Genomic DNA, 12,840 nt, shown 5'->3' with positions numbered 1-12,840 from the left:
CGTAATTCGATTCATTCGGCTCGCGTGCCGGCCGGAGTGTGGCTCGGCGCGAGGACGACTCAGGCGATCGTACGGAGCTTCGTTGCGCACTGTCACTGCACCAAGTGTTGGTTTCTGAACACACAGATCACCACTTGGTACACTTGGCGCATGGCTCTCGACCTTTCCGCGGTCGTCCGCGCGGTCGGCGGACGCTGCCTCCCGCAGCGGCTCGATGAACGCACCCCCGTCGACGGCGTGACCGCACTGCACGCGTACGTCGTGGTGGGAAACCCAAACTACGCCACGCTCATTACCGGCCCTGAACAGGATCTTCTCGACCGCCTCGCCGCGGGTGGTCCCGCGCGAGAGGCGCTGCTCGGCGCGGTGTTTGTCAGTCCGAGCAGCGATCCCAATCTCGAGGCGGCGCTCGCGGAGCACGGGATGACCGCGATCCTCGGCGCTCGACTCGCCGACGTGGCACTGCACGCGACGCTCACCACGATCATCGCGGAGGATCGAGCCGCAGCGGATCGGCTCGTCACGGCGGGCATGAACGTGCTGACACAGGTCGCCCGCCGCGGCGGGATCACCGCGGTGATTGCCGAGCTTGCGCACCGCATCGATGGATGGGCGGTACTGCTCGATGCGCAGGGCCAGCTCATCGCGAGCGCGGGTGCCGGCCGCCTCCATGTCTCCGACGCGATCGCCGTGGCGACCGGACGCCCCGTGCGCGTGCGTCACCTCGGGCTGCAGCTCCACCAGGTTGGATCAGATCGGGATCTGGCCGGGCGCCTCGTGATCGCCACCCGCTCCAGCCGCACGAGTCACGCCCGCGACCTCGCCTCGCTCGCGGCGGCGCTGTTCGATCTCCTCCTGCGCACGCACGACCCCACCCTCACCGAGCATTTGGGGCGCGAGGCGTTGCTCGACATTCTGCTCGCCGGCGGGCCGGCCGCGCCGCGGCTGCTGCACCGGTGGGGCGTGCACGAGCCCATGCTCACCGCGTTCGAGCTTGGGGCAAAGACGCGCACGATTGACGCAGAACGCCTGCTTCGCCGTTGGTTCGACGAGCTGGGCGCAGAGCACGTGTTTGCCGCGGGGCCCGGCCGAGTGCGCGGCTTCATGCGTCCCGAGCTCACCCCCGAGATCATCGCTCGCGTGCAGAGTTTCTCACCCGTGGCGGGCAGCCGGCTCCATCTCGGCGTCGGGTCGCCCGCGCCCGTGGACGCGCTCTCACGCAGCGCGGTGCAGGCGCGCCAAGCCCTCGACGCCGCGTTTGAGGACGGGCAACCGGCGGTCGAGTACGCAACGCTCTCAACCGTCGGGCTCGTGTTCTCCGCGCTCGATCACGCTGCGGGCACGGAGATTGCCAGCGTGCTTGATCCGCTCCGCGGGGCAGATGGCGCGCACGGGGAGCTCACGGAGACGTTGCGGGTGTTTCTCGCAGAGCTCGGCGCCCACCGCGCAAGCGCAGAGCGCCTGGGCATCCACCGCCAAACGCTCGTGTCGCGCGTGCGTCGAATCGAGGAACTCACGGGGCTCTTCCTCGACCGCGCCGACGACCGCACTGCGGCGTGGCTCGCGCTGCGGGCCACCGGCGTGTAGGCCCGGACGCCCGGCGCTCGCGAACGAGCAACAGGCCGCTACTCGCAGACGCCCTTCGGGCGCATCTTCGGGTCGGACACAGCAGTCGGGGCGAGATCCGCAGACACCGTCACTGAGCCCGTACTCGAGAGGGCGATGTCCGTGAGCGTGATGCCCGCGGGGAGCTGATCACGCACGCACACCGGCTCCGGCCGCAAGATCGGGTCAAGGAGCGTCCCAGTAGCCGCCGCAATCTGCTCTGCCGTGAGGTCGAGCCCAGCCGCGCTCACCTGCTTAGGGGTGAGGATGACGTCGCCGTTTGCCACACCGAGATCCAGCGCAACGGTCACGGGAATCTCTTGCCCAAGCAGCGGAATCGAACGCCCAACGAGGAGAGAGCCGTCTCGTACCTCACCTGTCGTCGCGACACCCTTCGTCACGAGAGACACGATCGAGCCGAGCTGATCCTGCGGCACCGTGAGGCGTACTGATCCATCTCGAATCTCACCCCTCAGCGGGTTGAAGGGCACGAGGCCAGCGGTCACTTTCGCGTCAGCAACGATCCCATCGGTGATCGGCGCATCCGGCACGCTCACTGACACATCGCCAATACCCCCGCGCAGGGCGCTGAGCAGGGCAGAACCGCCCAGATCCACGTCTACGGGGTGATCGTCTGAGATCTTCAGCTGCGCGCGTGCCACACCCTCGATCACTCCGGGGAGGAAAAGCCTGAGTCCCAGCTCCCCCAACCCAGCGAGCACGGCGAGCGCGATGAGCACGCCCAAGAGTTTCTTCCACCAGCTGGATGTACCTCGCGCCATTGCCACGCTCCCTCGGGACGATTGTGATCCGAGCCTAGCGGTTTCGCAGCTAGAGTCGCTCGGGCGCGCTCACACCGATGAGATCGAGACCGTTGCGCAGCACCTGGCCGGCGGCGTCGTTCAGCCACAGGCGGGTGCGGTGCAGATCGGTGATCGGCTCCTCACCCATCGGCAGCACGCGGCAGTTGTCGTACCAGCGGTGGAACGCTGCGGCGAGCTCTTCGAGGAACCGCGCAATGCGGTGCGGTTCGCGCAGCTCGGCGGCACCTGCAACGATGCCCGGGTACTGCTGCAGCTTGCCAAGCAGCTCCGTCTCGGTCTCATGGGTGAGCAGTTCGGGCGCGAACGCGCTCCGCTCAAGTCCCGCGGCAGCGGCGTTGCGATCGACCGCGCAGGTGCGGGCATGCGCGTACTGCACGTAGTGCACCGGGTTGTCGTTCGAGCGGCTGCGCAGCTTCTCACCATCAAGCGCGAGCGGCGAGTCTGCAGGGTAGCGTGCGAGCCAGTAGCGGAGGGCATCAGCACCGAGCCACTCGAGCAGATCGTCGAGCTCGATAATGTTGCCGGCGCGCTTCGAGAGGCGTGCACCGTTGAGGTTCACGAGCTGGCCGATAAGCACCGTGATGCTCGTCTCAATGTCGTCGCCTGCAGCCCCCGCGATGGCGGTGAGGCGGCCGATGTAGCCGTGGTGATCCGCACCCAGCAAGTAGATCTTCTCGGTGAAGCCGCGATCCATCTTGTCGAGGTAGTAGGCGGCGTCTGCGGCGAAGTACGTGTAGATGCCGTTGCCGCGCGTGAACACGCGATCCTTGTCATCACCGAACGTCGTGGTGCGCACCCAGATCGCATCGTCTTCTTCGTAGACGTGCCCCTGCTCGCGCAGGCGATCAATCGCCGCAGCAATGGGGCTGGGCTCGCCATTCGGTCCATCCGTGTGCAGCGTGCGCTCGGAGTAGAACACGTCGAAGTGCACGTTGAAACGCTCGAGCGAATCCTGAATCTCGGCGAGCTGCAGCTGGTACGCCAGCTCCTGCGCCTGTTCGAGCGCGGCATCGCGGTCGCTCGCAGCGAGTTCCGCAAGGCCCGGGATCTGCTCACGCACGCGTGCGCCGAGCGTCTGGATGTACTCGCCCGGGTACGCGTCCTCGGGTGCTTCCTCGCCGAGCGCGGCGGCAAGCACCGAGCGGCCGAACTTGTTCATCTGCGCGCCGGCGTCGTTGATGTAGTACTCGTTCGTCACCTCGGCGCCCGCAGCGCGCAGCACGCGCGCGGTCGAATCGCCGAGCGCGGCCCAGCGGGTGTGCCCCATGTGCAGCGGCCCGGTCGGGTTGGCCGAAACGAACTCGAGGTTAATGCGCTGGCCGGCGAGGGTGTCGCTGCGACCGTAGTTTTCGCCCTGTTCCACAACGCGGCGTGCGGTTTCGCCCGCGCTCGCGGCGTCAAGGGTCAGGTTAATGAAGCCGGGGCCGGCGATTTCCGCCTTGGCAACGCCGTCGATTCCCTCGGCAGCCGCCGCGATCTCCCGCGCAAACTCGCGGGGGTTCACCCCAAGACGCTTCGCAAACTTCATTGCCACGTTCGAGGCCCAGTCCCCGTGCTCTCGGTTCTTGGGTCGCTCCACCTGCGTGTCGGAATCGGTGACCACGAGGTCGAGGCCGCGGGCCCCAACGAGGTCGGTCACGATGCGGGCAAGGGCGGAGGAGAGTTCTTGTGGCGTCACGAGGACTCATTCTAGTCCTGAAGCGGCACGCCCCGGCCCCACGCGGTGCGCGCCGGCGTTCCGTTGTGCGCTAGGCTGAGAGGGTTGCACATGCTCGCCTCCGTAGCTCAGGGGATAGAGCGCCGGTTTCCGGTACCGTAGGTCGGGGGTTCGAATCCCTCCGGGGGCACTGCAGCACTGGCTTCCATCGCTTCGGCGGTGGGAGCCTTTTTCTTTGCCTTGAGGCGCTCAGGTCGACGATTGTCGTCGACCTCGCCGAGCAGTCAGCCCACCGTGGTGTCACGCACTTCAGCAATCGCCACCCCGCCCATCCAGGTGCCGTCGTTTGTAGGTGTTCATCTTCGTACTGAGCGAGACACACCCTCAGCCCCTCTCCGTGCCGCCTCCAGGAGCAGGGCACCGGTTCGCAATCCGGTCCAGCGGGATCGAAGGGAGAACCTCATGGGCGGGTACTTCCTGAGCGATGAGAGATTGCTTGACAGGATTGTCGCGCATCTGAAGACTGCGAAACGAAACGAGTTTCTTTGCCAATACACTGGAGAGTCATATGGACGCCAGAAGCAGCGCTGCTGCACCATCGCACTCGACGGCACTTCTGCGTCTCTTCGCTGCCTCGCCTGTTGTGGCCCAACAGCTGCAACTGAGGTTTCACCGGCCGGGGGCGGCGTAGCCGACGACTGGCCTTCGATGGGCCGCTGAACCGCGACTTCGTGGAGATTGGAGGGGCTGTTGTGCCAAGACAGGAAGACCATTCAACGGAAGCCACGCCCAGTTCTGAAATGTCATCGGGGAATCGCTTCCATCGACCGCTCACGATCTTGGCAATCTGTGCCGTGAGCATCGGCGCACTCACCGCCGCGCTGTGGATCAACGCCGCACAGAAGTCTGGCGACGCCCGCACCGGCACCGCCCAAAGCGCACTCAGCATTGGGCTCACCACCTCACACAGCATTGTCACCGCATCACAGCGTGTCGGCATCAGTGCGGAGCTGATCAACACGTCAGCTCACACACTGACACTGGACGGCCCCATTGAGATCTCTGGCACTGGCGGGGAGTCCGGCGTCCACGTCCTCTACGCGCAAGTGGTCAAGGACGATTCATCTCTCTCAGGAGTTCCCACAGCCGCACCGCCTGCGCTGGAGTCCATTCCACCAAATGAACACGTGACCGCGGCAATCGGCTTGGAGCTCGACTGCGCTCTGTGGAGTGCACGAGGCGAGTGGCCATCAGCTCATTCAACCGCGACCATCGGACTGGCCGGATTTGAGAAACCAGCGATCTACTCGGTTACGGATCTCTTTGGTTCGGACATTGCGAGCCAGATCCGAGAACTCTGCAGCGAGACTTAGCTCGCCAGGAGCAGGTCGAGCCAATGGAGCCGGTCCCGGTAGATGCGCCGCTGGGAGACACGTGGCTGTACGGCCGAGCATCTCGGCGTCTGGCATGAGGCGCACTGCCCGCGACGCGCCGAGCGCACCTCAGGACGAGCGTTCGCTCCACTCAGACGCCGGAGAGCCTTCGTCGATGTGGACGACGGTGAGGTGGAGCTTCATCGAGGGATACCCGCGATCAGCGCACAGCTCGGCGATGGCTGCGTGCACTCGATCACTGGTGTCAGCGGCGCCCGGCGCGTTGTGCACGCCGATCGCGACCTCGACATGCGAGCCTTCGCTCGGGCTGTGCTCCCAGCGGATGAGCGAGCCGTCCTCCTGCTGGATTCCGAGGAGCTGGGCACCGGCGTCAACCGCCTGGGAGATACGTCCGCCAGCCCGGAAGACCGAGGCGACGCCCGGCACCTCTCGCACGGCCGCTTCAATGTCCGCGGCCAGAGTCCGATCCGTCGGCTCGGTCATCGGTGTCCTTCCGTCCGGTTCTGGAACTGCTGGATGTCTTGCACCGTGATGTCGATGCCGGTCACGGTCAAGGTTGTGTGCGCCAGCAGGCGAGTGCGAATCTCCGCGCGGAGGCGGTCGACGAGATCTGGGATCGGCTGGCCGTAGGGGACGCTGACTTCTACGCGGACGCGCACCGGCTCCCCCGGAATGGTGACGTCTCCGTCGAAGCGACAGGTGCCGAACACGACACCGGGCACGGTGCGCTCCGCGGCCCTGATCACTCCCCGAACAGCACCCTCGGTGATGCCGAGATCCGCGTCGGGCCTGGCGGTTCTCAGGGGGATGCGTCGCCCAGCGCGCGCATCCAGGGCGATGCCGGAGAGCACTTTCTGCACCCAGCTCTCGTCGGGCGCAGCCTCCGCGGCGAGGTCGGCAGCCAGGAGTTCTGGGGTGAGCTCGCGAAGTCGGCTCAGAGCATCCAGGGCGATGCGGCAGCCGGGAGAGCCCTCGATCGAGGGGTCGGCAGGGGTGCGAGCGGAGTCGAGGTAGTCGGAGAGCTCTTCGATGGTGTATCCGTCAAGATCGCCGAACTCGGTCAAGCTGGTCTGCGGATCAGGGCTATCACTGTGATTCATCGCCACTGCTCCATTCGAACAATGATGTCTTTTCGCGCACGGGCGAGCAAACCCCGAACTGTCGACATCGGGAGGTCCAGTTCGTCAGCGATCTCCTCATAGCTGTAGTCGCCCAGCTCTCGGAGCACCCAGCATTCGCGCTGGGCATCGGGGAGTTGGGTGATCGCGTCGCTCAGCGCCGCGATCCCTGCTCGCGCTTCAACTTGCCGGGGCGGCGCCATCCGGTCCGGCGCGGGGAGCTCCATCTCGCTCAGGTCGAAATGGCGTCGGGTCGATCGGATGCGGTCGATCGCTTTTCGACCGGTGATCCGCATCAGCCAACTGCAGACCTTCTCCGAATCCTCCAGATTCGGGATCTGGTCCCAGGCGGTGATGAACGCGTCTTGGACGACGTCATCAACGTCAGCGCTGCCGGGGAGAATCCTCCTCGCATATGCCCGCATCATCGGGGCGTACCTCCGAACGAGCACGGCGAAGGCGGAGGTGTCTCCGTCTGCGGCACGTCCGACGATGATCCGGTCGCCCGCCGATTCCAATGGGCTCGGGTACGGCTCACTGCTCATCCTTCATCTCCCTGATCGGAAGGGCGCCTCCTCCCAGGGTCGTTGGTCGACCTTGCGGTTGCCCATCCTCCTTCATCCTCATCGGTATCGCACAGTTCGTCCACATTTTGTGAGCTTGTGTCACTTGTCTGCACGGCGACCGGCGATCATGCCGTAGATGAGCAACACCAGGATCGAGCCGCCGATCGCGAGCAGCCAGGTCGAGAGGTTAAAGAAACCCTGCAGGTTGACGTCGAAGATGAGGCCGCCGAGCCATCCACCGAGCATCGCGCCGACGATGCCGAGGAGCAGCGTGACGAACCAGCCCCCGCCCTGCTTGCCGGGGAGGATGAGCTTGGCGATCGCGCCGGCGAGCAGCCCGAGAATGAGGAAGCTGAAGAAACCCACGGGGGTTGTCCTTTCAATTGAGTGCAACGGGGTGACCCGGGTGGGCGTGCCTGCCCACCCGGGTGGGGTGGTTACTTCGTGAACATGTCCTTGATGTCCTCGACCTTCTCCTTGATGGTGCCCTTCGCCTGGTCCGCTCGGCCCTCTGCGACGAGCTGGTCATCGTCGGCGGCCTTGCCCACCGTTTCCTTCACCTGACCGGTGATCTTGTCCGCGGCGGCCTTGATCTTGTCTCCAGCGCTCATCGTTCGCGTTCCTTTCGTGTCATTCTCTGCGGCGCTCTCTGGCTCTGAGAGCAGGGTGAGGAGCGGCGCCGTGCCGCTCTCACGTTCAGCTGCCGAGGAGGCTCTTGCGCGCCTTCTCGAGCGACTTCTTGGCGTTCTTCGCCATGCGCTTGCGCGACTTCTTCGCCTCGGGATTCGTCCAGAGGCGTTCCAACTGGTGCCGCACGTCTTCATAGTTCTTCCCGCGCGCTTTCGCCGATTCGACGCCGACGAGATAGGCGGCTCCAGCGATCACCGCGAGGATCAATATGTTCTTCCGCATCGCGTTCTTCCTTTCGTCTCCCCCGCACTCCGGGGATCAGTGGACTCGGGACTGGTCCGCTGCGAGCTTCGAGCGGATCCCGGAGTGGATCGTGACGACCGTCGCGAGTTCACGCCCCAGGAGAGTCGCCAGACGGTCGACGAGTCCAGTCACCGTCGCAGCAACCTCCGCGGGTGAGACGTTCTGCCGCGGCGTAACGCTCACGTGGAGGACGTCGGCGCCCCACAGCCTGCGGGCACTCACTTTCGCGGAGAGGATTGCGTCATCCGACGCAAGCGATTGGGTAATCGCGTCGGCGGCGAATCCATGCCGGATCGTGACCGCCCCGTGCGCCCAGCCGCCGGTCTCTTCGCGGATCACCACGCTGCTGCGTCCGCCTCCCAGCCTCGCGATGACGATCACCGCGATGACCACGAGCAGGAGCAGCAGCGCGAGCACCGCCAGTGTGAACCAGCTCAGCGTGGTCGAGTCCGACACCCGTGACGCCTGATCCGCGCGCACCATCCAGTCCACGCCGGCCGATGACCAGCGTGTCCAGACCTCGCCGGCTGCTGGCCACAGCCTGGCCAGCACTCCGGCTCCGCCGATTCCGATCAGTAGGAGGCCGACCACGCAGAGGATCGCTCGGTTCACTCCACGGTTCGTCGTGTTCATGATCGGCCCTCCGCATCTTCAGCGTGCAGCACTCGTGCCCGTACCTTCACCCGGGGAGACATTTCGTAGGCGGCCAGCTCCGACTCGGCCACCGCACGCACCTCGCTCTTGTCGAGCCGGTGCCCGGGCTCAGGCCTCACAGTGACATCCGCGCCGAGATGACCGACCCCGACGACGACCGCGCCCGGGGCGAGATCCAGTTCACGCCGCACGCGCTCCGCCAATGACGACGCGAGTACGCCGTTGTCGACGATCACAGCGTGCGACGAGGATCCGAGCTCGTGCCTCGGCCTCCGGCCCGGGGCGATGGCGAACCACACGAGGATCACCCCGGCAATCGCGACGAGGATCCCTCCCGCAACGACCACGCCCTGCGGCTGGACCGGCAGCTCCCGCAGCCACGTGAGCGCGGCCTCAGGCGCGATGACCCATGGGCCGAGCCCGAGCAGATGGAGCACGATCTCGACACCCGCGAGGATCGCAGCACCGGCGACGATCACGAGCACGATCACGGTCACCACGGTGCGCGGCGAGTGCGTCTCTCTGCGCACCACGCGCTTGAGCACGGTGTTCGTCATCTAATTCACCCGCTTTCGCTTGGGGATGATCGCGCCCGTGACGGTGAACGACACTCGGCGGATCTCCCGTCCCGTCACCCTCGCGAATTCTGCCGAGAGTTCGGACTGCAGCACGCGCACCCGGTCGATCACCGGCACTGCAGCCTCGACCGCCGTGAGATCGCTGAGATCCGGGGCGGGGAGCTTCGCTGCGATTCTCACGGCCAGGCCTCCGCCCCACTCTGCGACCTCGACGCTCACGTCATCCCGAGAGACACCGATGGCGCCCGCTGAGGCTTCCCGCACGACCTTGTCGATGACTCGCTCGTGCACCCGAACCGTGCCGGGCGCCCGAAGACCGGAATCGAGGGGTCCCGCAGCGCTCGGGGATTCACCGGCCAGCAGGCTCATGACGAGGTCCGCCTCCCTGTGAACGCACTTGCGAGGGCACGGAAGTCCAGCTGACCCGACATCACACGCCCGGTCAGAGCTCCGATCGCCATGAGCAGCGAAACCAGGAGGAATCCCCAGAACCCGAAGATCAGCGCAGCGAATGCCAGCACCGCGCCAACCAGAGCCCCGGTCAGCGTCGAGTTCATGAGACGCGCGACTCGGTATCGTCGTCAGCGTCATCGCTCGGGAGGTGGACATCGTTCACATCGATGTTCACCTCGACGACCTGCAGGCCGACGAGTCGGCTGATCGCGTCGGTCACCGCGGCACGAACGTTATCGGCGACCTCCTGGATCGGAGCCGGGTAGTCCACCACGATCGTGATGTCCGCCGCGGCCTGCGTCTCCCCGACCTCGACCTTCACGCCCTGGGTGAGGTCCGTCGCGTTCACGGCGTCACGGATCGCGCCGAACGCGCGAGCCCCGCCGCCGCCGAGTGCGTGAACGCCGGACACCTCGCGAGCTGCGATCCCCGCAACCTTCGCGACCACACCCTCGGCGATGGTCGTCCGCCCCGCTGACGCCTCTGCGTCGGCCGAAGCGTGTCCGACCGCAGGCGCGCGATCCACTCGTGACGAGCCCGCGGAGCTTCCCCGGCGCTGCGCCGACGCGCTTTCCTCAGGAGTACCCGTTGCGTTCACATCATTCGTAACCATCAGAACTACCTCCAAGATGCAGAAGCACGGCCGCCGGCCGCGCTGTCCAGCGAGCGAAGAACAACGCTCTGCACATAGGACGGTCTCTCTCGGGGAGATGTCACAAATTTTCTGCGACGACGCGAAAATTCACGTCAGCACACCCGGCTCGCGAACCCCGTGTGCACCTGACGTGGCACGGGCGGCACCCCCGTGGCGCCCGAGCGGCGTGGACGCTCAGCCCAGCAGCGCCTGCACCGCGTCGGCGAGCGCACCGGTCGTGGGCCGGTAGTAGGCCCATTTTCCGCGCTGCTCGCGAGCAACGAGCCCCGCCTCGACGAGCAGCTTCATGTGGTGGGAGACCGTCGGCTGCGACAGGCCCACGGGGCCGGTGAGGTCGCAGACGCACATCTCGCCGGCGCTGCTGGCGATGATCATCGCCAGCAGCTTCACCCGCGTCGGATCGCCGAGCGCTTTGAAGACCTTCGCGAGATCGCGTGCAGTACTGTCACCCATTCCTTGACCCGAGGTGCAGCACGTCCCGGCGGTGGATTCCAAGTCAACAGGTAGTGCGCTCATGATTCCAGTTTGCACTACATATTGACACCTGTCGATATGGACGTCAGAATAATCTCATATCGAAGAATATCAATACATGGAGGTCGCAGTGAATTCTGTCGTCGTCATCGGTGCTGGCCCACAGGGACTGGCCGCAGCCGCTCAGCTCCTGGAGCGCGGACTCGAGCCGCTCGTTCTGGAGTCCGGCGCTACCGCAGCATCTGCCGTTGCCGAGTGGGGGCACGTGCGCCTGTTCTCGCCCTGGACGGAACTCACGGATGCCGCATCACGGCAGCTGCTGGAGCCGACCGGATGGTCGGCCCCGACGCAGGGCTATCCGACCGGCGCGCAGTGGATCGAGCAGTACCTCGCGCCGCTCGCAGGCGCCCTCGGTGACCGAGTCCGCTACGGAACACGGGTGGTCGGTGTCGGCCGCAAGAGCCGCGACCTCTCCGTCGACGAGGGCCGATCAGCGCAGCCCTTCGTAGTGCACGTAGAGCGCAATGACGGCACCGAGGAGAGGTTCGAAGCGAGTGCCGTGATCGACGCTTCGGGCACTTGGCGGACGCCCAGCCCCGCCGGCGCTGATGGTCTTCCTGCTCTCGGCGAGCGCGCCGCTATCGGTGCAGGTCTCATGGAGCACCGCATGCCCGCGATCGAGGAAGCCACTGCCTTGGCTGGCCAGCACATCGTCGTCGTTGGCAACGGGCACTCGGCCGCGACCACCATCGGGATCCTGTCGCGAGTAGCCAAGCGCGAACCGGGAACTCGGATCACGTGGGTACTGCGCCGCGGTGCGATCGGCAACACATTTGGTGGTGGTGGCGCAGACGAACTGCCCGAGCGCGGTGCACTGGGGCAGCGGGCAAAGCAGGCGGTCGAAGACGGTCTCGTCGACCTCGTCACTGGATTCCGCACCGAGCAGGTCGAGATCGAAGACGGGCAGGCGGTGCTCGTTGCAGAGGATGGCCGCCGGCTGGATCCTGCTGTCCGAATCTTCGTTGCGACAGGTTTCCGCCCTGATCTGTCCTTCCTCTCTGAGGTGCGACTCGATCTCGACATGCGTCTGCAGGCCCCTTCGGCGGTCGCGGCAGAGGTTGATCCGAACTTGCACTCCTGCGGATCCAACCGGGCCACCGGTGCCGCAGACCTCGAGCAGCCCGACCCCGGGCTCTACATTGTGGGCGCGAAGTCCTATGGCCGCGCACCGACGTTCCTCGCCCTGACCGGCTTCGAACAGGTGCGCAGCGTCGTCGCTGCAATCGCTGGCGACCGCGAGGCGGCTGAGCGCGTTGACCTCGTTCTCCCCGACACCGGCGTGTGCGGTGGTTCGGGTCTCTTCGACGCACCCGACGAGCCTGCTGACGCGGGCTCGTGCTGCACCAAGCCGCAGCTAGTCCAGCTCGGCGAGGCACCAGCCGGCCGCTGACCCGTGGAGAAATGAAGGGGGCAGGAACCGAATCGGTTCCTGCCCCCTTCATCTGTGGCGGACTCAGTCCACGAGCTCCATCAGCAGGGCTTCGATTCGCCTCTTGATCTCGTCGCGAATCGGGCGCACCGCCTCGATTCCCTGGCCGGCTGGGTCGTCGAGCTTCCAGTCCTCGTACCGTTTGCCGGGAAAGAATGGGCAAGCGTCGCCGCAGCCCATGGTGATCACAACGTCTGAGTCCTGTACCGCTTCGGTTGTGAGGATCTTCGGCTGTTCTGCCGTGATGTCGACGCCTTCCTCGCGCATCGCCTCGACCGCCACGGGATTGATCTGGTCTGCGGGCATCGAACCGGCGGAACGCACCTCGACGCGATCACCTGCAAGGTGACGGAGGTAGCCGGCGGCCATCTGGGAACGACCTGCGTTGTGCACGCAGACGAACAGGACGGACGGCTTCTGGGTTTCGGTCATGATGGGCT

At 65.9% G+C, this 12,840-nt stretch carries 18 protein-coding genes and 1 tRNA gene; 4 read left to right on the top strand and 15 right to left on the bottom strand.

Annotated features, from left to right (window positions below; all coding sequences use genetic code 11):
- The first annotated feature begins 150 nt into the window (after positions 1-150).
- Positions 151-1,587, top strand: coding sequence for a PucR family transcriptional regulator (locus ACR81A_RS05260; RefSeq protein WP_440312917.1), 1,437 nt, complete (start codon positions 151-153; stop codon positions 1,585-1,587).
- Positions 1,588-1,625: 38 nt separating this feature from the next.
- On the opposite strand, the gene ACR81A_RS05255 is transcribed toward ACR81A_RS05260, so the two are convergent.
- Both ACR81A_RS05255 and argS read right to left on the bottom strand, forming a co-directional pair.
- Positions 1,626-2,387, bottom strand: coding sequence for a hypothetical protein (locus ACR81A_RS05255; RefSeq protein WP_440312916.1), 762 nt, complete (start codon positions 2,385-2,387; stop codon positions 1,626-1,628).
- Between the two features lie 49 nt (positions 2,388-2,436).
- Entirely contained in the window at positions 2,437-4,107 is a 1,671-nt protein-coding gene (argS, locus tag ACR81A_RS05250; protein WP_440312915.1) for an arginine--tRNA ligase, read from the bottom strand.
- A gap of 96 nt (positions 4,108-4,203) precedes the next feature.
- Between argS and ACR81A_RS05245 the strand changes: the two genes are divergently transcribed.
- Both ACR81A_RS05245 and ACR81A_RS05240 read left to right on the top strand, forming a co-directional pair.
- Positions 4,204-4,276: transfer RNA gene (locus tag ACR81A_RS05245), tRNA-Arg, on the top strand.
- Positions 4,277-4,940: 664 nt separating this feature from the next.
- Positions 4,941-5,459: a hypothetical protein gene (locus ACR81A_RS05240; protein WP_440312914.1), complete on the top strand. Its 519-nt coding sequence runs from the start codon at positions 4,941-4,943 to the stop codon at positions 5,457-5,459.
- A gap of 129 nt (positions 5,460-5,588) precedes the next feature.
- Here ACR81A_RS05240 and ACR81A_RS05235 read toward each other — a convergent pair whose 3' ends face one another.
- The 12 genes from ACR81A_RS05235 to ACR81A_RS05180 form a co-directional block, all read right to left on the bottom strand.
- Positions 5,589-5,963, bottom strand: coding sequence for a hypothetical protein (locus tag ACR81A_RS05235; RefSeq protein ID WP_440312913.1), 375 nt, complete (start codon positions 5,961-5,963; stop codon positions 5,589-5,591).
- Entirely contained in the window at positions 5,960-6,580 is a 621-nt protein-coding gene (locus ACR81A_RS05230) for an Asp23/Gls24 family envelope stress response protein (RefSeq protein WP_440312912.1), read from the bottom strand. Before ACR81A_RS05230 ends, ACR81A_RS05235 begins: the two co-directional genes overlap by 4 nt.
- Positions 6,577-7,143 carry an RNA polymerase sigma factor gene (locus ACR81A_RS05225; RefSeq protein WP_440312911.1) on the bottom strand — a complete coding sequence of 189 codons (567 nt, stop codon included), beginning with the start codon at positions 7,141-7,143 and terminating at the stop codon, positions 6,577-6,579. The genes ACR81A_RS05230 and ACR81A_RS05225 overlap by 4 nt, the downstream gene beginning before the upstream one ends.
- A gap of 120 nt (positions 7,144-7,263) precedes the next feature.
- Entirely contained in the window at positions 7,264-7,530 is a 267-nt protein-coding gene (locus tag ACR81A_RS05220) for a GlsB/YeaQ/YmgE family stress response membrane protein (protein ID WP_440312910.1), read from the bottom strand.
- Between the two features lie 71 nt (positions 7,531-7,601).
- Positions 7,602-7,775, bottom strand: a complete 174-nt coding sequence (locus ACR81A_RS05215; RefSeq protein WP_025133938.1) for a CsbD family protein — start codon at positions 7,773-7,775, stop codon at positions 7,602-7,604.
- Between the two features lie 85 nt (positions 7,776-7,860).
- Positions 7,861-8,076, bottom strand: coding sequence for a hypothetical protein (locus ACR81A_RS05210; RefSeq protein ID WP_025133937.1), 216 nt, complete (start codon positions 8,074-8,076; stop codon positions 7,861-7,863).
- 36 nt (positions 8,077-8,112) lie between these two features.
- On the bottom strand, positions 8,113-8,730 hold the full coding sequence (locus ACR81A_RS05205; RefSeq protein ID WP_440312909.1) for a hypothetical protein: 618 nt from the start codon (positions 8,728-8,730) through the stop codon (positions 8,113-8,115).
- Complete coding sequence (locus ACR81A_RS05200) at positions 8,727-9,308, bottom strand: DUF6286 domain-containing protein (protein ID WP_440312908.1); 582 nt, start codon at positions 9,306-9,308, stop codon at positions 8,727-8,729. Before ACR81A_RS05200 ends, ACR81A_RS05205 begins: the two co-directional genes overlap by 4 nt.
- Entirely contained in the window at positions 9,309-9,698 is a 390-nt protein-coding gene (locus ACR81A_RS05195) for an NTP pyrophosphohydrolase (protein ID WP_440312907.1), read from the bottom strand.
- The gene (locus ACR81A_RS05190; RefSeq protein WP_025133933.1) at positions 9,695-9,886 is read right to left on the bottom strand and encodes a DUF2273 domain-containing protein; all 192 of its coding nucleotides are present in this window, start codon (positions 9,884-9,886) and stop codon (positions 9,695-9,697) included. Before ACR81A_RS05190 ends, ACR81A_RS05195 begins: the two co-directional genes overlap by 4 nt.
- Positions 9,883-10,395 (bottom strand): Asp23/Gls24 family envelope stress response protein, encoded by a 513-nt coding sequence (locus tag ACR81A_RS05185; RefSeq protein WP_025133932.1) that lies wholly within the window; start codon positions 10,393-10,395, stop codon positions 9,883-9,885. Before ACR81A_RS05185 ends, ACR81A_RS05190 begins: the two co-directional genes overlap by 4 nt.
- A 216-nt stretch (positions 10,396-10,611) precedes the next feature.
- Positions 10,612-10,890, bottom strand: a complete 279-nt coding sequence (locus ACR81A_RS05180; RefSeq protein ID WP_440312906.1) for an ArsR/SmtB family transcription factor — start codon at positions 10,888-10,890, stop codon at positions 10,612-10,614.
- A gap of 139 nt (positions 10,891-11,029) precedes the next feature.
- Here ACR81A_RS05180 and ACR81A_RS05175 point away from each other — a divergent pair, with 139 nt between their 5' ends.
- Positions 11,030-12,361, top strand: coding sequence for an NAD(P)-binding domain-containing protein (locus ACR81A_RS05175; protein WP_440312905.1), 1,332 nt, complete (start codon positions 11,030-11,032; stop codon positions 12,359-12,361).
- Positions 12,362-12,424: 63 nt separating this feature from the next.
- Here ACR81A_RS05175 and ACR81A_RS05170 read toward each other — a convergent pair whose 3' ends face one another.
- Entirely contained in the window at positions 12,425-12,832 is a 408-nt protein-coding gene (locus ACR81A_RS05170; protein ID WP_440312904.1) for an arsenate reductase ArsC, read from the bottom strand.
- Positions 12,833-12,840 lie beyond the last annotated feature (8 nt).

It is taken from the genome of Leucobacter chromiireducens, from assembly GCF_051993095.1.
Classification (GTDB): Bacteria; Actinomycetota; Actinomycetes; order Actinomycetales; family Microbacteriaceae; genus Leucobacter; species Leucobacter chromiireducens.
The sequence above is the reverse complement of the archived record's forward strand: the minus strand, read 5'-3'. Positions and strand labels throughout refer to the sequence as shown.